This window comes from Streptomyces sp. 6-11-2, assembly GCF_006540305.1.
Lineage (GTDB): Bacteria > Actinomycetota > Actinomycetes > Streptomycetales > Streptomycetaceae > Streptomyces.
Genome location: NZ_BJOR01000001.1, coordinates 4,562,046 through 4,584,268, shown reverse-complemented (window position 1 = coordinate 4,584,268; position 22,223 = coordinate 4,562,046). Strand labels below are relative to the sequence as shown.

17 protein-coding genes are annotated in these 22,223 nt (G+C 72.6%); 7 read left to right on the top strand and 10 right to left on the bottom strand.

What is annotated here, in order from left to right:
• The first annotated feature begins 4 nt into the window (after positions 1–4).
• The 3 genes from TNCT6_RS20150 to TNCT6_RS20140 all read left to right on the top strand — a co-directional run bounded on the left by TNCT6_RS20150 (position 5) and on the right by TNCT6_RS20140 (position 3,397).
• The gene (locus tag TNCT6_RS20150; RefSeq protein ID WP_141360700.1) at positions 5–1,054 is read left to right on the top strand and encodes a LacI family DNA-binding transcriptional regulator; all 1,050 of its coding nucleotides are present in this window, start codon (positions 5–7) and stop codon (positions 1,052–1,054) included.
• Positions 1,055–1,631: 577 nt separating this feature from the next.
• On the top strand, positions 1,632–2,585 hold the full coding sequence (locus TNCT6_RS20145; RefSeq protein WP_141360698.1) for a helix-turn-helix domain-containing GNAT family N-acetyltransferase: 954 nt from the start codon (positions 1,632–1,634) through the stop codon (positions 2,583–2,585).
• A gap of 11 nt (positions 2,586–2,596) precedes the next feature.
• Positions 2,597–3,397 carry a sugar phosphate isomerase/epimerase gene (locus TNCT6_RS20140; protein ID WP_141366629.1) on the top strand — a complete coding sequence of 267 codons (801 nt, stop codon included), beginning with the start codon at positions 2,597–2,599 and terminating at the stop codon, positions 3,395–3,397.
• A 67-nt stretch (positions 3,398–3,464) separates the two neighbouring features.
• Here TNCT6_RS20140 and TNCT6_RS20135 read toward each other — a convergent pair whose 3' ends face one another.
• Complete coding sequence (locus tag TNCT6_RS20135; protein WP_141360695.1) at positions 3,465–4,427, bottom strand: EamA family transporter; 963 nt, start codon at positions 4,425–4,427, stop codon at positions 3,465–3,467.
• 96 nt (positions 4,428–4,523) lie between these two features.
• Between TNCT6_RS20135 and TNCT6_RS20130 the strand changes: the two genes are divergently transcribed.
• The 3 genes from TNCT6_RS20130 (at position 4,524) to TNCT6_RS20120 (ending at position 8,366) form a co-directional block, all read left to right on the top strand.
• Positions 4,524–5,441, top strand: a complete 918-nt coding sequence (locus TNCT6_RS20130) for a LysR family transcriptional regulator (protein ID WP_141360693.1) — start codon at positions 4,524–4,526, stop codon at positions 5,439–5,441.
• A 330-nt stretch (positions 5,442–5,771) separates the two neighbouring features.
• A complete protein-coding gene (locus TNCT6_RS20125; RefSeq protein WP_141360692.1) occupies positions 5,772–7,601 on the top strand; it encodes a glycoside hydrolase family 3 protein in 1,830 nt (609 codons plus the stop codon).
• Positions 7,602–7,742: 141 nt separating this feature from the next.
• A complete protein-coding gene (locus tag TNCT6_RS20120; protein ID WP_141360690.1) occupies positions 7,743–8,366 on the top strand; it encodes a hypothetical protein in 624 nt (207 codons plus the stop codon).
• Positions 8,367–8,440: 74 nt separating this feature from the next.
• Here the strand turns inward: TNCT6_RS20120 and TNCT6_RS20115 are convergent, their stop codons facing one another.
• The 6 genes from TNCT6_RS20115 to TNCT6_RS20090 form a co-directional block, all read right to left on the bottom strand.
• Positions 8,441–9,892 carry a S28 family serine protease gene (locus tag TNCT6_RS20115; RefSeq protein ID WP_141360688.1) on the bottom strand — a complete coding sequence of 484 codons (1,452 nt, stop codon included), beginning with the start codon at positions 9,890–9,892 and terminating at the stop codon, positions 8,441–8,443.
• A 98-nt stretch (positions 9,893–9,990) separates the two neighbouring features.
• Positions 9,991–10,377 carry a hypothetical protein gene (locus TNCT6_RS20110; RefSeq protein WP_141360686.1) on the bottom strand — a complete coding sequence of 129 codons (387 nt, stop codon included), beginning with the start codon at positions 10,375–10,377 and terminating at the stop codon, positions 9,991–9,993.
• A gap of 78 nt (positions 10,378–10,455) precedes the next feature.
• Complete coding sequence (locus TNCT6_RS20105) at positions 10,456–14,184, bottom strand: ABC transporter ATP-binding protein (protein WP_141360684.1); 3,729 nt, start codon at positions 14,182–14,184, stop codon at positions 10,456–10,458.
• 98 nt (positions 14,185–14,282) lie between these two features.
• Positions 14,283–15,149 (bottom strand): serine hydrolase, encoded by an 867-nt coding sequence (locus tag TNCT6_RS20100; RefSeq protein WP_172633229.1) that lies wholly within the window; start codon positions 15,147–15,149, stop codon positions 14,283–14,285.
• 149 nt (positions 15,150–15,298) lie between these two features.
• A complete protein-coding gene (locus tag TNCT6_RS20095; RefSeq protein WP_141360679.1) occupies positions 15,299–16,303 on the bottom strand; it encodes an XRE family transcriptional regulator in 1,005 nt (334 codons plus the stop codon).
• Entirely contained in the window at positions 16,290–17,114 is an 825-nt protein-coding gene (locus TNCT6_RS20090; RefSeq protein WP_141360677.1) for a helix-turn-helix domain-containing protein, read from the bottom strand. Before TNCT6_RS20090 ends, TNCT6_RS20095 begins: the two co-directional genes overlap by 14 nt.
• 325 nt (positions 17,115–17,439) lie before the next feature.
• Here TNCT6_RS20090 and TNCT6_RS39970 point away from each other — a divergent pair, with 325 nt between their 5' ends.
• Positions 17,440–17,841, top strand: a complete 402-nt coding sequence (locus tag TNCT6_RS39970; protein WP_172632959.1) for a peptidoglycan-binding protein — start codon at positions 17,440–17,442, stop codon at positions 17,839–17,841.
• 27 nt (positions 17,842–17,868) lie between these two features.
• On the opposite strand, the gene TNCT6_RS20080 is transcribed toward TNCT6_RS39970, so the two are convergent.
• The 3 genes from TNCT6_RS20080 to TNCT6_RS20070 are packed head-to-tail and all read right to left on the bottom strand — an operon-like array spanning position 17,869 to position 22,048.
• On the bottom strand, positions 17,869–19,554 hold the full coding sequence (locus tag TNCT6_RS20080) for a thiamine pyrophosphate-binding protein (protein WP_141360673.1): 1,686 nt from the start codon (positions 19,552–19,554) through the stop codon (positions 17,869–17,871).
• A gap of 5 nt (positions 19,555–19,559) precedes the next feature.
• Entirely contained in the window at positions 19,560–20,531 is a 972-nt protein-coding gene (gene speB, locus TNCT6_RS20075) for an agmatinase (protein WP_141360672.1), read from the bottom strand.
• Positions 20,532–20,587: 56 nt separating this feature from the next.
• Positions 20,588–22,048 carry a sodium:solute symporter gene (locus TNCT6_RS20070; RefSeq protein ID WP_141360671.1) on the bottom strand — a complete coding sequence of 487 codons (1,461 nt, stop codon included), beginning with the start codon at positions 22,046–22,048 and terminating at the stop codon, positions 20,588–20,590.
• Between the last annotated feature and the right edge of the window lie 175 nt (positions 22,049–22,223).

Below are 22,223 nucleotides of genomic sequence, written 5' to 3'. Positions count from 1 at the left end.
CGAGATGACGGTGACCCTGGCAGACGTGGCGGCCCGCGCACAGGTCTCTCCCGCGACGGTGTCGCGCGTGCTGAACGGCAACTACCCGGTCGCCGCCTCCACCCGGGAGCGGGTGCTGAAAGCGGTCGACGAGCTGGACTACGTGCTCAACGGCCCCGCGAGCGCGCTCGCCGCCGCGACCTCCGACCTGGTCGGCATCCTGGTGAACGACATCGCCGACCCCTTCTTCGGGATCATGGCGAGCGCCATCCAGTCGGAGATCGGCGGCCCCGGGGGCCGGGCCGGCGGGGAGCGGCTCGCGGTGGTCTGCAACACGGGCGGCTCACCGGACCGCGAGCTGACCTACCTGACCCTGCTGCAACGGCAGCGGGCGGCGGCGGTGGTGCTCACCGGCGGGGCCGTGGAGGACGAGCCGCACGCGGCGGCGGTCTCGGCGAAGCTGCGCAAGCTGGCCGACGCCGGGACGCGCGTGGTGCTGTGCGGGCGGCCGCCGGCGCCCGGCACCGAGGCGATCGCGCTGGCCTTCGACAACCGGGGCGGCGGACGGCGGTTGACGGAGCATCTGATCGCCCTGGGCCACCGGCGACTCGGCTACATCGCGGGCCCCGAGGAGCGGACGACCACCCGCCACCGGCTGGAGGGCCACCGGGAGGCGCTGGCGGCGGCGGGCATCGAGGACGACCCCGGCCGTACGGTCCACGGCCGGTACGACCGCTCCTCCGGCCACGAGGGCACCCTGGAGCTGCTGCGCCGCGACCCGTCCCTCACGGCGGTCGTCGCCGCGAACGACTCCGTCGCCCTGGGCGCCTGCGCCGCGCTGCGCGAGTCCGGTCTGCGCATCCCCCAGGACGTCTCGGTGGCGGGCTTCGACGACCTGCCCTTCAGCGTTGACACGGTCCCCGCCCTCACTACGGTCCGGCTCCCGCTCGCGGAAGCGGGGGCGCGCGCGGGCCGCATCGCGATGGGCCGCGAGGAGCCGCCGTCCGGAGGGGTCGCGACCGTCCCGGGGGAGCTGATGGTGCGGGGGTCCACGGGGGCACCGCGGGGGGCGTGAGGCGGGCGCGAGCCCACGGGGACCCCACGGCGAGAGGCACGCGCGAGCCGACGAGGACCCCGCGACGTGAGGCGCCACGCAGGAAGGCAAAGGCACCCGGCGGGACGGGAGACATCCCGAGGGGTACGAGACACGTCCCGCAGGACAGGAGACACGTCCCGCAGGACGTGAGCGCGGGGCACGAGACACAGCGCGAGTCCACGGGCGCACACCCGCTCAGGGTGTGCGGCCCACGCGAACCCACCGGGATCCCGCAGCGTGCGCGCGCTCGCAGGGTGAGACACCGCGCGGGACGGAGGCACCCGGCGGGGCGGGAGACGTGCATCGGGGCTTGAGAATCGCACGGGGCGCGGGAGCGCCGAGCTTCGTGTGAAGCGCCGCACAGGGCGTGAGCCACCGCGCGAGTTCACGGGCACACCACCGCAGGGCGTGAGGCGGGCGCCAGTCGTGGACGGGTGGTCGTCGCGGGGATAGCCTCGGGGTGAGCGGTTTCTCTGACTGGGTCAAGTATCCGTGCTGTCCGGGCCGGCGGCGGAACCGCCGCCCGTCTCCCACCCCCTCACCCACGGGGCCCGACATGACCGTCCAGGACATCCGCGCGTTCAACCGCTTCTACACCAACGCCATCGGCGCCCTCGACTACGGCCGCCACCTCTACGCCCCCTACACGCTCACCGAGTCCCGGGTGCTCTACGAGCTCGCGCACGCGCCCCGGACCGACGCGGCCGACCTGCGGGCCGAACTCTCGCTGGACGCCGGGTACCTGAGCCGGATCCTCAACAAGTTCGAGCGGGAGGGGCTGGTCGAGCGTGGGCCGTCCGAGCGTGATCCCCGGCGCCGGAGCGTCACTCTCACCCCGCGGGGCAGGGACGCCGCCGGCCTGCTGGAGGAGCGGGCGCGGGAGTCCGTCGGCCGGCTGCTGCTCTCCCTACCGCCGGCGGACCGGCCGCGGCTGGCCGACGCGATGCGCACCGTACGGGAGATCCTGTCGGAGGGGCGGGCGCCGCGGCCGGAGGACGTCGTGCTGCGCGGGCCCGGACCCGGCGACCTGGGCTGGATCGTGCAGCGCAACGGCGCGGTGTACGCCGCCGAGTACGGCTGGAACGCCGACTACGAGGGCCTGGTGGCGAGGATCGTCGCCGGCTTCGCCGAGGACCACGACCCGGCCCTGGAGCGGGTGTGGATCGCCGAGCTCGACGGGCGGCCGGTGGGGTCCGTGATGTGCGTACGGGACGAGGCCCCGGCCACCGCCCGGCTGCGGCTGCTGCTCGTCGGACCCGAGGCGCGCGGACTGGGCATCGGCGACCGGCTGGTGCGTGCGGTGGTCGACTTCGCGCGCGGGGCCGGCTACCGGGACCTGGTGCTGTGGACCAACGACGTGCTCGGCGGCGCCCGACGCATCTACCAGTGCCACGGCTTCGCCCTGGTCGCCGAGCAGCCGCACCACTCCTTCGGCAAGGACCTGGTGGGCCAGGACTGGCGGCTGAATCTGGGCGAACCGGGCGCAGGACGAGACGAGAAGAGGGAGTAGGGTCCGTGCCCATGAAGTTCGCCTTCTCCACTCTGGGTGTGCCCGGTCTGCCCGTACCGGACGTGGTCCGGCTCGCCGCCGCGCAGGGCTACCACGGTGTCGAACTGCGCGCCCATCCCGAGGAGCCGGTGCACCCCGGACTCGGGGCCGCCGAACGGGCCGAGGTGGCCGCCGAGTTCGAGGCGGGTGGGGTCGAGATCCTGGGGCTCGCCGGGTACCCGCGGGTCGCCGCGCCCGGCGACGACGCGGCCGTGGACCGTGAGATCCGCGAACTCCTGGAACTCGCCGGGGCCTTGGGCGCTTCCTTCGTACGGGTGTTTCCCGGCGCGGATCCGCGGCGGCCGGCCCCGGAGGGCGACGCCGTCGCCGCCCGGCGGCTGGCGGCCGTCGCCGGACACGCCGCCGACCTGGGCGTCCGCGTCCTGCTGGAGACCCACGACTCGCACCGCACGGGCGCGGACGTCCTGCGCGTCCTCGGCCCGGTCGGCCACCGCTGGATCGGCGCCCTGTGGGACGTGATGCACACCTGGCTGGGCGGCGAGCAGCCACCGGAGACCTTCGCCGCCCTCTCCCCGTACCTCGGCTACGTCCAGGTCAAGGACATCGCCTCGGCCGACGACACGACGCCCCTCCCCCTGGGCGCGGGTGCCCTGCCGCTCGCCGAGTGCGTGGAGGTCCTCACCCGCCACGGCTGGGACGGCTGGCTGTGCTGGGAGTACGAGAAGCGCTGGTACGAGGCGGCGGCACCGTTGCCGGACCTGCTCGGTCCGGGGCGGGAGCATCTGGCCCGGCTGCTGACCGAGTCGGCCTGACCTCGGCCGGGCCGCACGGCCACCGGTGGCACCGCCGGCCTCACCGCGGCTGACCCGCGAAGTCGCCTCACCGCGACTGCCCGGCGGGGTGCGACGGCGCGGGGCCTTCGGCGTGGACGATGGCCTCCGGGGCCGGTGCCGGGGCCGTGGCCGGGGCCGACGGCTGCTCGCGACGGCGGCTCGGTGCGAGCGACGTCAGCGCCACCCCGCCGACCAGCAGCGCCGCCGCGCACCAGCGCAGGGGGCTCACCGATTCACCGAGGAAGAGCGCCGCCGAGGACATGCCGAAGACCGGGACCAGCAGCGAGAACGGCGCGACCGTGGAGGCCGGGTGGCGGCGCAGCAGCCAGCCCCAGGCGCCGAAGCCGAAGACCGTGGTGATCCAGGCGACGTAGAGGACCGTGCCCACGCCCTGCCAGTCCAGGGCGCGCAGCGCGGCCAGGTCCCGGGAGGGACCTTCCAGCAGCATCGACAGGCCGAGCAGTGGCAGGACCGGGACCGTGCTCACCCAGACCATGAAGTTCAGCGCGTCCAGTGAGGCGGCCTTGCGGGTCAGGACGTTGGAGACGCCCCAGCAGACGGCCGCGGCGACGACGAGCACGAAGGCGCCGAGGGGGCCCGCGGTGCCCTCGTCCACGGCCGCGACGCCGATGCCGCCGAGCGCCACGCCCATGCCCAGCACCCTTACGCCCGAGGGCCGTTCGCCCAGCACCAGGAAGGCGAACAGGGCCGTGAACACCGCCTGGATCTGGAGCACCAGGGAGGAGAGCCCGGCGGGCATCCCGGCGTCCATCCCGACGAACAGCAGCCCGAACTTGGCGACGCCGAGCACCAGTCCCACCGCCACGATCCATTTCCACGCCACCTTCGGCCGGCCCACCAGGAAGACGGCGGGGAGCGCGGCCGCCAGGAAGCGCAGGGCCGAGAAGAGCAGGGGCGGGAAGTGGCCGAGGCCGACCTCGATGACGGTGAAGTTCACCCCCCAGACGGCGGCGACGAGGACGGCGAGCAGGACATGGGAAGGTCGCATGTACCGAGGATCACTTCCGCGGACCATGAAGCACCAGCGATGATTGCTGCACCATTGGGTGAAGCACCGCTAACCATTCGGCCCGTCGGAGGAACCGTGCTCGATCTCCAGCGCCTGCGTGCCCTGCACGCCGTCTCCGTGCACGGCACCGTCGGGGCGGCCGCCGCCGCGCTCGGGTACACCTCGTCGGCGGTGTCGCAGCAGATCGCCAAGCTGGAGCGGGAGACCAGGACCGTACTCCTCGAACGCGAGGGGCGCGGGGTGCGGCTCACCGACGAGGCACACCAACTGGTCACCAGGACTGGAGAGTTGCTGGCGATCGTGGAGCGGGCCGAGACCGAGCTGGAGGAGCGGCGAGGGGTGCCCGCCGGGCGGCTGCTGGTGGCGGCGTTCGCCTCGGCGGCACGCGGGCTCATGCCCCGCGTCCTCGCGGACCTGGCCGGCCGGCACCCGGCCCTGGACGCCCGGCTCAGCGAGGTCGACCCTCATCTGTCGGTGGACCTGGTCGCCAAGGGCGCCGTCGACCTGGCCGTCGCGCACGACTGGGACATCGCCCCGCTGCCCGCACCGTCCGGAGTGGAACAGGCGGTCATCGGTGACGACTTGTGCGACCTGCTGGTGCCGGCCGGGCATCCGTTCGCGGGGCGGACGGGGGTACGGCGCGAGGAGCTGGGCGGCGAGCGGTGGATCTGCCAGCCGCCGGGCCGGGTGTGCAGCGACTGGCTGCTGCGTACCCTGCGCGCCGCGGGGCACGAGCCGGACGTGGTCCACCAGGCCGACGAGAACCCGACCCTGGTCGCCCTGGTCGCCGCGGGCCTGGGCGTCGCGCTGATCCCGCGCCTGGGCCGGGGCCCGCTGCCCGAGGGGGTCGTGGAGGTGCCGCTGGACCCCATGCCCGTACGGCGGTTGTACGCGCTGTGGCGCACGGGCGCCGCACGCCGGCCGGCCATCGCGGAGACGGTGCGCACCCTGCGGGAGCACTGGCCCGAGGTGTCCGCCCACACGCCCCGCTGAGCCCCGCCGCCACATCCGCACCGACCTGCGCGAATCCGGGCCCGGCCGGGAACCCGGCCCCGCTCCCGCCCGTCCAACCGGTGGGCTGCCGGAGGAGTCCGCGCGGTGCGGTGTCGGCCTCGCCGACGGCTGCGATCGCCGACCACCCTCTCCTCCGCACCGCGGCCGGCAGCCCGCCGCCGTCGGCGCGCCCCCCTCCGGCAGCGCCGGCGGCGGCCCTCACCGGTTCCTGTGCACTCCCTTGACTGGCAGAAACTTCCCGGATATTGGTGACTCCTCGGAAGTTTCCTTCAGTGGTACTCCAGCGGATCTCCTCCGGAAGGGGCGCACGTGCACGACACCAGCACGGGAACCACCGCACTTCCCTCCAGACGTACCCTCCTCGCCGCCACCGCCGGCCTCACCGCCGCCCTGGCGGTCCTGGGCACCGGCACCGCCCACGCCGCTTCCTCCAACGACAAGAAGCTGCGTGCCCTCATCTCCCGGATGACGCTCGAGGAGAAGGTCGGCCAGCTCTTCGTGATGCGGGTCTACGGCCACTCGGCCACCGCCCCGACGCAGGCCGACATCGACGCCAACCTCAAGGAGATCGGCGTCCGCACGGCCGCCGAGCTGATCGCCAAGTACCGCGTCGGCGGCATCATCTACTTCGCCTGGGCCAACAACACCCAGAACCCGCACCAGATCGCCGACCTGTCCAACGGGATCCAGCAGGCGGCCCTCGGGCAGCCGCGCGGCCTGCCCCTGCTCGTCGCCACCGACCAGGAGCACGGCATCGTCTGCCGCGTGGGCAAGCCCGCGACCCTCTTCCCGGGCGCCATGGCGATCGGCGCGGGCGGCTCGCCCGCCGACGCCCACACCCTGGGCCGCATCTCGGGCGCGGAGCTGCGCGCCCTCGGCATCAACCAGGACTACTCCCCCGACGCCGACGTGAACGTCAACCCGGCCAACCCGGTCATCGGCGTACGGTCCTTCGGCGCCGACCCGGACGCGGTGGCGGGGCTGGTGGCCGCGGAGGTGAAGGGCTACCAGAGCTCCAAGGTGGCGGCGACCGCCAAGCACTTCCCCGGGCACGGGGACACCGCCACCGACAGCCACTACGGCTTCCCGGTCATCACGCACAGCCGCGAACTGTGGGAGAAGCTGGACGCGGTGCCGTTCCGGGCCGCGATCAAGGCCGGCATCGACTCGATCATGACCGCCCACATCCAGTTCCCGGCGCTGGACGACTCCGGCGACCCGGCCACCCTCTCCCACCCGGTCCTCACCGGCATCCTGCGCGGCGAACTCGGCTACGACGGCGTCGTGGTGACCGACTCGCTCGGCATGGACGGCGTGCGCACCAAGTACGGCGACGACCGGGTGCCGGTGCTGGCGCTGAAGGCGGGCGTGGACCAGTTGCTCAACCCGCCCTCGCTGGACGTGGCCTGGAACGCGGTGCTGAACGCGGTGCGCGCCGGCGAGCTGACCGAGGCCCGGCTCGACGAATCGATCCTGCGCGTCCTGCGGCTGAAGGCGAAGCTGGGACTGCTCGACGACCCCTACGTCAGCCAGGCGAACGTCGACCGTGTCGTGGGCATCGGCACCCACCTGGCGGCGGCCGACCGCGTCGCCGAGCGGACCACGACCCTGCTGGCCAACGAGGGCCGCCTGCTGCCGCTGTCCCGCCGCACCCACAAGAAGCTGCTCGTCGTCGGCGCCGACCCCGCCTCCCCGTCGGGCACCACGGGCCCGCCCACCGGAGTGCTCGCCGCCGCCCTCAGCGAACTCGGTTTCCAGGCAACGGCGTTGTCGACGGGCACCGCCCCGTCGGCGGCGACCGCCGACAAGGCGGTGGCCGCGGCGCAGGACGCGGACGCGGTGGTGGTCGGGACGTACAACGTCACGGCGGGCAGCTCCCAGAAGGCGCTGGTGGAACGGCTCGTCGCCACCGGCCGCCCGGTGATCGCGGTCGCGATCCGCAACCCCTACGACATCGCCCAGCTCCCCACGGTTCCAGCCCATTTGGCGGCCTACTCCTGGACCGACGTGGAACTGCGCGCCGCCGCAAGGGTGATCGCGGGGCAGGTGCGGCCGCGCGGCAGGCTCCCGGTGCCGGTCCAGCGGGCGGACGACCCGGCGCGGGTCCTGTACCCCATCGGGTACGGCCTGTCGTACTAGCCGCCCTCGCGCGTCGGGCGTACGGCGCTTACGCCGCGCCCCCGGCGCGCCACCGCCAACCGGCCCGAAGCACCCCGCACGCCTGGCGTGGCCCCGCTGTGGCGGGCCACGCTGGGTCGGGGGGTGGACCGGGGGATGGCGATGCGCGGGAAATGGTCCGTGGGGGTGGCGTGCGCCCTGCCGGCGCTGCTCGTGGCTCTGCTGACGGGCTGCGGACGGCCGTCCGGGTCCACCGGCGGCCAGGAGCGGGGCGGTGTCCCGGCCTCCGCGCGGCCCTCCGGTCACGGCGCGGTGTTCCTCGGCCCGGGCGAGTGCAGTTCCTTCGGCACGACGAGCTTCACCGAGGTGCCGTGCTCCGGGGAGCGGGCGGCGGCCCGGGTGATCGCCCGCCACGACGGCCCGCCCGGCGACGGCCCGCTCTGCCCGCCGGACACCGACTTCGTCCTGCACATCGGCGCCCAGCCGGCCGCCCCCGGCCAGGAGGGCGGCGCGATCCCGCGGGGCTATGCCTGCATGCGCAATCTCCAGCCGCCGCACCCCGGCGACCCCGGCGGCGGCGGCGGCCCGCGCACCGTCGTCGGCGACTGCCTCTACGGCTCCGGCCGCGGCCAGGTCCGGGAGACCGCGTGCGACGGCACGGGCGGGAGGAAGCCGGAGTACCGGGTGACACGGGCGGTGCGCGACCGCGCCCAGTGCCCGGCGTCGACCGCCCTGTACGTCCGGATCGGCGGCGACGAACCGGTGGGCTGCGCCCGGAAACTGTGACTCCGGGCGCAGCCCACCGATGGATCAGCGTCGGTCGGTCAGCGCGTGCGTGTCAGCGGGTGCCGACCGGCGCGTCACGGCCTGAGCGCGGGCTCGCGCTCCACGTCCCGCACGTCCAGCTTCGCGTCGAAGCCGGCCAGCGGCTTGGCCACCGACGGGTTCACCTGGACCGCCGGGGTGGCGACTCCGGCCCACTCGAGGATCTTCGCCGTGGAGAGCGCCTTCTCGTCCGGCACGAGACCGGCGACGTTCGCCCCGTGGTTCATGCCGGGCGCCGTGAACACGTACGAGTCCCGTGCCCCGTTGCCGAGGCGGAACCGCTCCGAGCCCCACGGGTCGTTCTCCCCGTACACGAAGAGCATGTGGTTCGCGTGCTGGCGCACCCAGGTGTCCACGTCACGCATCGCCGACGGCTGGAACTTCATCGGGATGGACCGCGGCACGAAGTTGCGCGGCGGCTGGTAGCCGTAGCGGATCAGCTTCTTCTCGATGTGCGGGAACTGGATGGTCGGCGCGCCGAGCTGCGTGCCGGCCTGGTAGTAGTACGGCGTGTAGGTCTCGAGACCCTGGTCGGTGTAGGCGTCGAAGCCGGAGATGGCGTTGACGGAGTCCCAGATCTGCTGGTCGGTGGCGTTCTTGGCGTCACCCGGGATGGTGCCGCAGTCCTTCAGCAGGCTGTACTGCCAAAAGCCCCACACGTAGTCGAGGACGACGGCCTCGTACGCCTTGTCCAGGTTGCCGATGGTGGTGAAGGTGTAACCGTTGTCGGCGGCGAACTCGGCGTACTTGTTCTCCAGCGAGGCCCGGCGCACCAGCGCCTCCCGCTGCACGCCGTTCAGCCGGTCGCGGCACTCCTTGGTGCCGACGGTGGCGAAGAAGCGGTCGTAGGCGGAATCTTCCTTGTCGACCACGTCGTTGGGCGCGACGTAGGCGACCACGCCGTCCATGTCACCGGGGTAGAAGCGCTTGTAGTAGGTGGCCGTCATACCGCCCTTGGAGCCGCCGGTGGCGATCCAGTTGTGGGAGTAGACCGGCTTCAGCGCCTGGTAGATGCGGTGCTGGTCGCTGGCGGCCTGCCAGATGTCGAGCTTGGACCAGTCGGCCGGGGCGGGCCGGGACGGGGTGAAGAACCGGTACTCCATGGAGACCTGGTTGCCGTCCACGATCTGGGTGGGCTCGCGGCGGCTGGGGGTCGTGGAGACGTTGTAGCCGCCGGTGTAGAAGACGGTCGGGCGGTCGGCTCCCTTGTGCAGCACGGTGATCCGCTGCTGGAAGGTGCCCTTCGACGGATTGCGGTGGTCGACCGGCTGGGTGTAGTTGAGGACGAAGTAGCGGTAGCCGGCGTAGGGCTTCTCCTGGATCAGGCTCATGCCCGGAATGGCCAGGAGCTGGTTCAGTATGTCGGCTTCCGTGCTGCTTGCGGGGCCGTTCGTGGCCTCCGGCTGGGCCGCGGTAGCCACCCCCGCCGTGCTCAGCGTGCCGATGGACACTGTGAGCGCGAGCAGCCATCTGAGCGCCTTGCGCATGCACCCTCCCTATGAGACAGATGTTCGCCGGAAGCTATCGGAGCAACTCGGGTGCACACCAGGGCAGCAGGGAAAATACCTGAACGCGTTTCAGGAGTTCAGCACAGGATCCAGTCCGTGTGCACCGACTTCGACCCCACCGATCCGGCGACCCGCACGCACCGGTGGCCCGCGTGCACGGTGACCGGGCCGGCGTGCCGGGAGTAGCGGCCCTTGTCGGTGACCGGACGGTTGCCGCGGGCCTGCACCGTCACCGACATCGGCCGTTTGGGGCCGGGGTTCCTGGCGACGGTGAGGGCGCAGACGTAGCCGTCGCGCTTGTGGACGTGGACGGTGCCGGTGGCGAAGGAGAGCGTTCTGACCTCGCGGCCGGCGCAGGAGGTGGCCGCCTGGGCGGTGCCGGGCGCGGCGAACGCCAGCAGCACCGCCCCGGTCAGCACGGCCACGAGCGCCAGCGGCCGCCGGCGTGTCACACCACTGTCCACAGTCCCCCCCTGACGCGAGCGTACAAGTGTACGGATGTACGGACGCGGCCCGTGGGCCGGATGGTTGCGCCCGCGGACTCAGCGGGACGCGCTGACCGGCTCCTCCGGTTCGGCCGCGCCGACGAACGTCCGCCACAGCTCGGCGTACCGCCCGTCGCGGGCCAGCAGTTCCTCGTGCGTGCCGTCCTCGGCGACCCGGCCGTGGTCCATCACCACCACCCGGTCGGCGCGGGCGGCCGTCGTCAGCCGGTGGGCGACCACCAGTGTCGTACGGCGGCCCGCGAGCCGGTCGGTGGCCTGGTTGACCTGTGCCTCGGTGGCCAGGTCGAGCGCGGCGGTCGCCTCGTCGAGCAACAGCACGTCGGGGTCGACGAGTTCGGCGCGGGCCAGCGCGATCAGCTGACGCTGACCGGCCGACAGATTGCGTCCGCGCTCGGCGACCTCGTGCAGATAGCCGCCCTCAAGGGTGGCGATCATCTCGTGCGCGCCGACCGCCCGCGCGGCGGCCTCCACCTCGGCGTCGGTGGCGTCGGGGCGGCCGTAGGCGATGGCGTCGCGGACGGTGCCCGGGAAGAGGTACGCCTCCTGCGGCACGACCCCGAGCCGGTGCCGGTACGCGGTGAGGTCCAGCGCCCTGACGTCCGTGCCGTCGACGGTCACCCGGCCACCGGTCGGGTCGTAGAACCGGGCCACCAGCTTCACCAGGGTCGACTTGCCCGCGCCGGTCTCGCCGACGAAGGCGACGGTCTGTCCGGCCGGGACGCGCAGGTCGACGCCGGTGAGTGCCGCCTCGCCCGCGTCGGCGGCGCCGTACCGGAAGTGCACGTCCTCGAAGGCGATCTCGCCGCGCAGGGCGGGCACGTCGAGGGGCTCGGCGGCGGACTTCGTGGACGTCGGCTCCCGGAGCAGCTCCCGGATGCGGCCCAGGGAGACGGTGGCCTGCTGGTAGCCGTCGAAGACCTGGGAGAGCTGCTGGACGGGCGCGAAGAACAGGTCGATGTAGAGCAGGTACGCCACCAGGGCGCCCGTGGTCAGGGTGGCCGCCTCCACCCGGCCCGCGCCCGCGATCAGCACCGAGGCCGCGGCGACCGACGACAGGAGCTGCACGAACGGGAAGTAGACCGAGATCAGCCACTGGCCGCGGATCCGCGCCTGGCGGTAGCTGTCGCTGCGCCCGGCGAACCGCCGCCCGCCGTCCAGCTCGCGCCGGAAGGCCTGCACGATCCGCAGCCCGGCCACCGACTCCTGGAGGTCGGCGTTGACCACCGACACCCGCTCCCGGGCGAGTTCGTACGCCTTCACGCTCGCCCGGCGGAAGAAGAACGTGCCGACGACCAGCGGCGGCAGCGTCGCGAAGACGACCAGCGCCAGCTGTACGTCGATCACCAGCAGGGCGACCATGATGCCGAAGAAGGTGACGACCGAGACGAACGCCGTGACCAGACCGGTCTGGAGGAATGTCGACAGCGCGTCCACGTCCGTCGTCATCCGCGTCATGATCCGGCCGGTCAGCTCGCGCTCGTAGTAGTCCAGGCCGAGCCGCTGGAGCTGGGAGAAGATCTTCAGGCGCAGCGAGTACAGCACCCGCTCGCCGGTCCGCCCGGTCATCCGGGTCTCGCCGATCTGCGCCGCCCACTGCACCAGCACGGCGAGCAGGGCGAGCAGCGAGGCCGCCCAGACGGCGCCCAGGGCCATCCGTGTGACGCCCTGGTCGATGCCGTGCCGGATCATGACCGGCAGCAGCAGGCCCATGCCGGCGTCCACGGCGACCAGGCCCAGGCTGACCAGGAGCGGCAGGCCGAAGCCGCGCAGCAGGCGGCGCAGGCCGTAGGAGTCCTCCGGGCTGACGGCCCGTCGCTCGTCGATGTCGGGGATGTCGCTGGCGGGCGGCAGCGCCGCGACCTGGGCGAGCAGTTCGGGGGTGGCGGGCATGCCGGCCATCGCCGCGTCCCGGGGCTCGCGGTCCCCCGCCCACAGCGTGGGCGTGATGCCTCGCTCGGCGTCGAACTCGGCGTCCAGTTCCTCTCTTACGGAGACGTCCTCCGGGGGAGCGGCGGGCTGGGCGTGGCCGGGCGAGACGCCGCCGAGCTCGTCGGGGTCGGTGAGCAGGCGCCGGTAGAGGGGGGACCGCTCCTGGAGTTCGTCGTGGGTGCCGATGTCGGCGAGGCGGCCCTGGTCGAGGACGGCGATGCGGTCGGCGAGGTTCAGGGTGGAGCGGCGGTGGGCGATGAGGAGGGTCGTGCGGCCCTCCATGACCTGGGCCAGGGCCTCGTGGATCTCGTGCTCGACTCGGGCGTCCACGGCGGAGGTGGCGTCGTCCAGGACGAGCAGGCGCGGGTCGGTGAGGATCGCGCGGGCCAGCGCGACGCGCTGGCGCTGGCCGCCGGAGAGGGTCAGACCGTGCTCGCCGACCTTGGTGTCGTAGCCCTCGGGCAGCTCCGAGATGAAACGGTCGGCCTGGGCGGCGCGGGCGGCGGCCTCGATCTGCTCCCGGGTGGCGTCGGGGCGGCCGTAGGCGATGTTGGCGCGGACGGTGTCGGAGAACAGGAAGGAGTCCTCGGGCACCAGGCCGATCGCGGCCCTGAGCGAGTCCAGGGTCAGCTCGCGCACGTCGTGGCCGCCGACGAGGACGGCGCCGTGGGTGACGTCGTAGAAGCGGGGCAGCAGCAGCGAGACGGTGGACTTGCCGGAGCCGGAGGAGCCGACGACGGCCAGGGTCTCGCCGGGGCGGATCCCGAAGGACAGCCCCTGGAGGACGGGGTGGCCGTCCGCGTAGCCGAAGGAGACGTCGTCGAATTCGACGGTGGCGGGCGCGTCGGCGGGCAGCTCCTTGGTGCCCCCGGTCAGGGTGGGCTCGGTGTCGATCAGCTCCAGGACGCGTTCGGTGCCGGCCCGGGCCTGCTGCCCGACCGTGAGCACCATGGCGAGCATGCGGACCGGGCCGACGAGCTGGGCGAGGTAGGCGGAGAAGGCGACGAACGTGCCCAGCGTGATGTGCCCGCGCACGGCGAGCCAGCCGCCGAGGGCCAGCATGGCGACCTGGCCGAGTGCGGGCACGGCCTGGAGGGCGGGGGTGAACCTGGCGTTCAGCCGGATGGTGCGCAGCCGCCCGGCGAACAGCCTGCGGCCGACCTCGCGCAGCTTGGCGGTCTCCTGCTCCTCCTGCCCGAAGCCCTTCACCACGCGGACGCCGCTCACCGCGCCGTCGACCACGCCGGCCACGGCGGCGGCCTGTGCCTGGGCGTACCAGGTGGCGGGGTGGAGCTTGGTGCGGCTGCGCCGGGCGATCCAGCCGAGGGCCGGGGCGACGGCGAGGGCGACCAGGGTCAGCGGCAGCGACAGCCAGGCCATGATCACCAGGGAGATCAGGAACAGCAGTACGTTGCCGATGGTCATCGGCAGCATGAAGAGCAGGCCCTGGATCAGCTGGAGGTCGCTGGTGGCGCGGCCGACCACCTGGCCGGTGGACAGCTCGTCCTGGCGTCTGCCGTCGAGCCGGGTGATCGTCTCGTACATCTCCGTCCGCAGGTCGTGCTGGACGTCGAGGGCGAGCCGGCCGCCGTAGTAGCGGCGGATGTAGGTGAGGACGTAGACGATGAGCGCGGCGACGATCAGGGCGCCCGCCCAGGGGGTCATACGGCGGCTGTGGTCGCCGATCACGTCGTCGATGATCACCTTGGTGATCAGCGGCACGAGCGCCGTGACGGCCATGCCGGCGAGCGAGGCGCCGAGGGCGAGGACGACGTCCTTGGGGTAACGCCAGGCGTACCCGGCCAGTCTCCGCGCCCACCCCGGCTGCGCTGCCACGTCGGTGCCTCCCTCAAGAGCTGATCTTCCGGAAGACACCAACGCGGGCGGCGGCGGATTTCATCCCTCCGTGACAAACGCACCCGGCGGCGCGGGGGTCACCCGCCGGAGGGGACCGCCACGAACGCCTCCTTCGGTGTGGTGGTCGGCGCGTAGCGCACCGTGTTCGTGGGCGTGGGGACGAGGTCCTTGTGGATGGCCTTGGCGATGTTCTGGATGGTGGTGACGCCGTAGTTCATGGTGCTGTTGTCCTGGGTGAGCACCGTGATCATGTAGTCGCGGCCGGCGCCGTCGAAGGTGCCGACGCTGTGCACCCGCCAGCCGTGGGTGGAGCGCGACAGCCAGCCGTTCTTGACGTGCACGGCGACGGAGGACGGCGCCCCGGCGGGCGTGCCCCAGCGCTGGGAGGAGACGACCTGGCCCATGAGCTTGAGGATGTAGGCGCGGGAGTTGTCGCTCAGCACGGAGTTCTTCGCCGTGATCAGGGCGAGCAGCTTCTGCTCGTCGCGCACGGTGATCTGGGTCAGTCCCCAGTAGCCGTTCGCGCCGGGCTTGGTCTGGGTCATGCCGGCCGCGGTCAGGAAGCCCTTCACCTTCGTCACGCCCAGCTGCTTCCACAGGGTGGAGGTGGCGTTGTTGTCCGACTTGGTGATCATGGCCTTGGCGAGCGCGGTCTCGCGGGCGGTGAGGTAGCGGTTGTGTTTCTTGGCGTCCCACAGCAGGGTGGCGAGGACGGTGACCTTGACCACGCTCGCCGAGTCGTAGGCGGTCGACTGGCGCAGCGTGCAGGTCGTGTTGGTGCCGCGGTCGCGCAGACCGACGGCGATGGTGCCCTTGCGGCTCTTCATGGCCGCGGTGATGTCCTTCTCCAACTTGGCTGCCAGGCCCGCCTTGCCGGACGTGCAGCTGACCGTGGGTGCGGCGGCCGCGGCAGGCGTCGCGGCGGCCAGGCAGGGAATCAGCATCCCGGCGCCCACGCCCGCCGCGAGCACTCTGGCGCGTCGGGTTGTCGAGTGAGTCATGCCCAGTTGACGTACGGGATCCGGCGAATGGTTGTGCGAGTTGCCCGAGATTTGACCCGCCGTCGTCCACCGGCGGCAGGCCGTCGCCGCCCTCATCCGGGCGGGCCGGCGTCGTACAGGCCGAAGCAGCGCCGTTCCTGGCGGCGTACCAGGCAGGCGCTGGCGGCGTCCGGGCCGGAGCGTCCGAGGGCGATCATGGGAGTGGAGAGTGAACCCTTCGCGTCGTACTCGTCCTTGACCTCCGCAGTCAGCGGAGCATGGCCCGGCATGCGGATCTCGACCCGATCGCCGACCCTCCCCAGATCGATACGGGCCCACACCGCGTGGCAGGCGGCACCGTGCCGGATCTTGACCACGGTTCGTCCGGGAAAGGCCTGCCGTCGCAGCGTCGTCGGCGGGGGTGTGACGTCGCACCCGTAACTCTCGGGGTTCTTGCCCGTGCAGTCGCTGCCCTCGCAGCCCGGCGACGCCGGGACCGTCAGGGCGGACATCGCCGGAGAGCCGCCCGACCGCCAGTGACCGGCTCCGAGGGCACCGGCGACCACGAGTGCCGCCGCGACGGCGACGGCGGCCAGACCGCAGAGCCCTCCGACGGCCAACTCCCGGCGCACACGCGGGTGCGGGAACCGGCGAGTCGCGCGACCGGACGCCCCGGACGCGGCGCGACGGGACGCCGGCGGGGCCGCGGCGCCGTCCTCGGCGGGCCCGGCGTCGTCTCCCGAGGAATGGGCCGCGCCGCTCTTCATGGGTCCGGTCTCGGCGGGGTCCGGAGGTGACGCCGGGCGGGGCGCGGGGAGTTCGGCTCGGGAGGTCGGCGGTGCGGGCTCCGGCGGACGCCCGGAACGCCCGCTCCACACGGCCTCGGCCAGCTCCCACAGAGCGAGCGGCCTGCCGGGATCCTCGCCCGCCAGGGCGCACAGCGCCTCGACGGCCTGCCGGGGCGGGACCGTCTTGCCGTTGAGGTAGCGCTCCCAGGAGGACTTGCTGTACCGCGTCTTGTCCGCCAGTCCGGCCAGGCTCAGGCCGGTCCGGGCGCGCAGGCCGCGCAGCGTCCCGGCCAGCCGGTCGCACTCCAGGTGCCGGTCACCGGGCGTCATGCCGCAGCACTCCCCAGGTGTCCTCGCCGACCACCCCGTCCACGACGATGTGCGCGTCCCGCTGGAGCCGCTGCACCGCACGCTCGGTGCCGCTGCCGAAGGCCCCGTCGGCGAGCCCCGGCGAGAAGCCGTGGTGCCGCAGCAGGCACTGCGCCTCGACGACGGGCCACTGCGCGGATCCCACACCGAGCAGCTCCGTACGGGTGTTGCTGTAACCGGCGTACAGCAGACCGTCCTTGTCCCTCCGGACCGAGCACGAGTAGTCCTCGCCCGCCTGGAACACGAACGGGTGCCCGTCCCGATCCGTGGCGGAACCCCCCGCCGCGGCCGCCGGCCGGTCCGGTGCCCCGCCGTGGTCCCAGGGGGCGGCCACCAGCAGCGCGGTCAGGGCCAGCAGGGCCGTGACGGACGCCGCCGCCAGGACGGCCACCCAGGACCGCCGACCGCTCCCCGGCTCTCCGTCCCGCGTGCCCTTCCCCACGTCCGCCGGCTCCTCCGGCTCCTCGGGTGTCTCCGCCTCCTCGCCGCGCGTGCCCCGTGCGGCGCCGTCCAGCGCCACCGCGGCCACCTCGTGCAGGGCCAGCAGCCGGCCGGGGTCGGCGGCACAGGCACGGGCGAAGGCGGCCACGGCCCGCTGGGGAGGCAGGGCCCGGCCGTTGAGGTACCGGTCCCAGGAGGAACGGCTGTACCCGGTTCTGGCGGCCAGTGCCTGCAGGCTGAGTCCGCTGTGGTCCTTGACCCGGCGGAGTCGCAGGACCAGTTGGCGCGTCCTGGGGTCGAGTGAGGTCGGCAGTTGCTTCCAAGGAGACATGTCCCCCACATCTCTTCCGTTTGCCAGCAACTCTTTACCGAAGATGCGGCGGGTTCTCGGCCCGGTTCCCCGGCACCGTCCCCCGAAAGGATGCTTTCAGCGGCCATCCGGCGTGACGCGCGTCCCGCCACTGCGTCGTCGCACCGCACGCCCCCGCAGGTCAGGACATGGGACGTCCCATGTGGGCAGCATTCCGGCGGCGGTTGTGGCCCGCCCCCGCGGCCGGCGGGCAGTGTCGGTGGTGCCCGGCGGGGCGGCGTGTTCGTACGACGCGGTCCCCGCCCGGCGCCGACAACCGGACCCAGCAAGGAAACGGGGAACACCCATGACCATCGGCGCAACGCACAGGTCCCTCGGGATCGGCGTCGCCACGCTCGCCCTCCTGGGCGGCGTGGCCACCGCCGGCACGGCCCACGCGACCGGGAGCGTCACCACCCACTCCACCACGGCCGCGGCGAAGAAGTGCACGTACACGAAGAGCCTCGGCTACTACTGCGGCTACTACAAGGGCGACGGCACCGTCCGCAAGGGCAGCAAGGGCGACGCGGCCCGGGAGGTCCAGGCGCTGATCAACCAGACGACCTCGTACACGCCCAAGCTCAAGGTCGACGGCGACTTCGGCACGAACACCAAGGCCGCCGTGGTCTGGTTCCAGAAGAAGTACCACGTCAAGCCGTACGACGGCATCGTCGGCAAGAAGACGTGGAAGGAGCTGCGTCTGAAGTAGCGCCTCCGGGGCGGGTGTGCCGTCCTCTCAGGCCAGGTGCGTGGGCGCGAACATCCGCAGCACCGCCGGGAGGACGACCACCGAGGGCCCCGGCTGGGCCAGGGCGTTCGACAGGTCGGTCTCCAGGTTCTCGGGGGTCGTACGCACGCCCGGGACCCCGAAGGACTCGGCCAGGGCCACGTAGTCAGGGCGGGTGAGCTCCGTCGCCGTGGCCTGGCCGAAGGCGTCGGTCATGTACTCGCGGAGGATGCCGTAGCCGCCGTCGTCGACGATCAGCCAGGTGACGTTCAGGTCGTACTGGCGGGCGGTGGCCAGTTCCGCGATCGAGTACAGCGCGCCACCGTCGCCCGACACCGCCAGGACCGGGCGGGTGCGGTCGGCGGCCGCCGCCCCCAGCGCCGCCGGGAAGCCGTAGCCGAGGCCGCCGGCGCCCTGGGCCGAGTGCATGGCGTTGGGAGCCTTCGCGTCGAAGGCCGACCAGGCCCAGTACGCCAGGATCGTCATGTCCCAGAAGGACGGCGAGCCGGCGGGCAGGGCGCGGCGGACGGACGCCAGCACGTCCTGCTCCAGGGTGAGTTCCTGGGCGGCGATCCGGTCGCGGACCTTGGCAAGGACCTCGCGCACGCGGTCGGCGGCGCCCTCGTCGGCGCGCTCGTCCACGGTCTCAAGGAGGGCCTGGAGCGCCAGGCGGGCGTCGGCGTGGATGCCGAGCGCCGGGTGGTTGGACTCCAGCTTGCCGAGGTCGGCCTCGATCTGGATGACCCGGCCGCGCGGCTTGAACGTGTGGTAGTTGGAGGAGAGTTCACCGAGACCCGAGCCGACCACCAGCAGGACGTCGGCGTCCTCCAGGAAGTCCGTGGTGTGCCGGTCCTCCAGCCAGGACTGGAGGGACAGCGGGTGCTCCCAGGGGAAGGCTCCCTTGCCGCCGAAGGTCGTGACGACGGGAGCATTCAGCCGCTCCGCGAGCGCCAGCAGCTTGCCGGACGCGTCGGCGCGGACCACTCCCCCGCCCGCGACGACCGCCGGGCGAGCGGCCTTCGACAGCAGGTCGGCCGCCACCGCGGTCAGTTCGGGACGCGGGACCAGCTCCTCCGGGGTCGCGTCCAGCGCCGTCACCACCGGCAGGCTCGTCGCGTCCAGCAGCACGTCCTGCGGGATCTCCACCCACACGGGCCCGTGCGGGACCGTGAGCGCCGACTTCCAGGCCGCCGCGATGGCGGAGGGGATCTGGGACTGCGAACGGACCGTGTGGACCGACTTCACCACACCGCGGAACGAGGCGGCCTGGTCAGGCAGTTCGTGCAGGTAGCCGTGGCGGCCGCCGCCGAGCCCGGCCGTCGGGATCTGGCTGCTGATGGCCAGGACGGGAGCGGAGGCCGACGCCGCCTCCTGGAGCGCCGCCAGCGAGGTCAGCGCTCCCGGGCCGGTCGACAGCAGCAGCGGCGCGGCCTCGCCGGTGATCCGACCGTAGGCGTCGGCGGCGAAGCCGGCGTTGTTCTCCACCCGCAGGCCGACGTACGTCAGCTCCGAGCGGCGCAGCGCGTCGAACATGCCGAGGGCGTGCTGCCCGGGCAGGCCGAAGACGGTCGTCGCGCCCAGCCCGGCCAGGGTCTCCACGACCAGGTCTCCGCCGTTGCGGCCGGGGGGAGAGTTGAGGGCGGCCTCCGTCTGCGCGGGTGTCGGGCGGAGTACCAGGTCGTGGTCGTGCGTCACGTCGCTTACGCGTCCTTCCGGGCCGCCGCGATCTGGCGGGTCATGATCGTGGTCAGTTCGTACGCCGTGTGCGAGGCGGCCACCGAGGTGATCTCGGCGTGGTCGTACGCCGGGGCCACCTCGACGACGTCGGCGGAGACCAGGTTGCAGGAGGCCAGACCGCGCAGGATCTCCAGCAGTTCGCGGGAGGTCATGCCGCCCGCCTCGGGGGTGCCGGTGCCGGGCGCGTGCGCCGGGTCGAGGCAGTCGATGTCGATGGAGATGTACAGCGGGCGGTCGCCGATGCGCTGGCGGAGCTGGTCGGCCACCTCGTCGGCGCCGCGGCGGTAGACGTCGGCGGAGGTGACGATGCCGAAGCCCATCTTCTCGTCGTCGGTGAGGTCCTGCTTGCCGTACAGCGGGCCGCGGGTGCCGACGTGGGAGAGCGCCTCGGTGTCGAGGATGCCCTCCTCCACCGCCCGCCGGAACGGGGTGCCGTGCGTGTACTCGGCGCCGAAGTAGGTGTCCCAGGTGTCGAGGTGGGCGTCGAAGTGGAGCAGCGCGACCGGGCCGTGCTTCTTGGCGACGGACCGCAGCAGCGGCAGCGCGATGGTGTGGTCGCCGCCGAGGGTCATCAACCGGGCGCCGGTGCCGAGGAGGTCGTCGGCGGCGGCCTCCATGGTCTCGACGGCCTCGTTGATGTTGAACGGGTTCACGGCGATGTCGCCGCCGTCCGCGACCTGGGCGAGGGCGAAGGGGGAGGCGTCCTGCGCCGGGTTGTAGGGGCGCAGCAGCCGGGACGCCTCACGGATGGCGTTGCCGCCGAAGCGGGCGCCCGGCCGGTACGAGACGCCGGAGTCGAACGGCACACCCACGACGGCGACGTCGGCGGTGCCCACCTCGTCGAGGCGGGGCAGCCGGGCGAAGGTCGCGGGGCCGGCGTACCGCGGGACGCGGGAGGAGTCGACGGGACCGCGGGGCGTCTCGGTGCTGCTCATGGCGAAATGCCTTCTTTCTTGCGCTTCGTCGCGTATGCGATGGCTCGTGATCGACTCTACTGGTGAGCGGGGGCCGGTTCGGACGCGAGTTCGGGGGTACGCCCGGCGAGCCGCTCGCGCCAGGCGGCGAGGACGGCCGCGTCGGTCGGCTTGGTCGCCAGGGAGACGATGACGTAGGCGGCAAGGGAGGACAACAGGCCGTAGTAGACGGGCTCGTTGGCGAGGATGCCGAAGGTCGCCATGAGGCCGATGACCGCGGCGCCGCCGACGATCACGGAGGCGAGGGCGCCCTGCACGGTGCCGCGCTTCCACAGCAGTCCGCCGAGGATCGGCACGAGCAGCCCGCCGACGAGCAGGTTGTAGGCGACGGTCAGCGCCTCGACGACGTTGTTGAGCGCGATGGCGGTGCAGATCACGCCGACGCCCATGATCAGGATGAAGGCGCGGTTGCCCTTGACCTCGTCGTGCGCATCCCCGTCGCGGCGGACCGCGCCGCGCAGCCGGGACCAGATGTCGTTGTTGGCGACGGTGGCGCAGGCGATCAGCGCGCCGGAGGAGGTGGACATCACCGCGGCCAGGGCGGCGGCGAGCACCAGGCCCCGGATACCGATGGGCAGGTCGTCCTTGACGATGGTGGCGAAGGCGTCGTCGGGGCTGCCGAGGTTGGGGTAGAGCACCTTGGCGGCGGTGCCGATGACCGCGCCGGCGATCGCGTAGACCAGGCAGTAGGTGCCGGCGACGGTGCCGCCCCACTTGGCCGTGGTGTCGCTGCGGGCGGTGAACACGCGCTGCCAGATGTCCTGGCCGATGAGCATGCCGAAGGTGTAGATCAGCACGTAGGTGAAGATCGTCTCGCCGCCGATGCCCAGCGGGTCGAAGTACGAGGTCGGCAGCTTGGCCTTCATCTCGCTGAAGCCGCCCGCCTTGACGACGGCGATGGGCAGCAGCAGGAGCAGCACGCCGATCGTCTTGACCACGAACTGCACCATGTCGGTCAGCGTGATGGACCACATGCCGCCGAGGGTGGAGTAGGCGACGACGATCGTGCCGCCGAGGATGATCGCGACGGTGCGGTTCAGGTCGAACAGGACATCGAAGATCGTGGCGTACGCGATGGTGGAGGTCACCGCCAGCATCAGGGTGTACGCCCACATCACCAGGCCCGAGATGACGCCGGCCCGGCCGCCGTAGCGCAGGTCGAGCATCTCGGAGACGGTGTAGACCTTCAGGCGCGCGATGCGCGCGGAGAAGAAGACCGAGAGGGCGAGGATCCCGAGGCCGATGGTGAAGACCATCCAGGCACCGGAGAGGCCGTACTTGTAGCCGAGGCCGACGCCGCCGATGGTGGACGCGCCGCCGAGGACGATCGCCGCCATGGTGCCGGAGTACATCGCGGGGCCCAGGCGGCGGCCCGCGACCAGGAACTCGCTCTTGGACTTGGCGCGGCGCATGCCCCACCAGCCCATGGCCAGCATGCCGGCGAGATAGACGACGATCACTGTGTAGTCGACGGCCATGTGGGGCCCTCCTTCGCGCACATCCGGGTGGCGGTGTCGTGCAGATGTATGGGGTCGTGCAGATATGTGGGGGTGGACGTCGGCAAGGGCTCGCGGGGACATCGCCCGTACCCGTGGCTGCCGGTCCCCTAGACACTAGGTGGCCGAAAAGCGACTGCGAAGTGTACTTTTCATC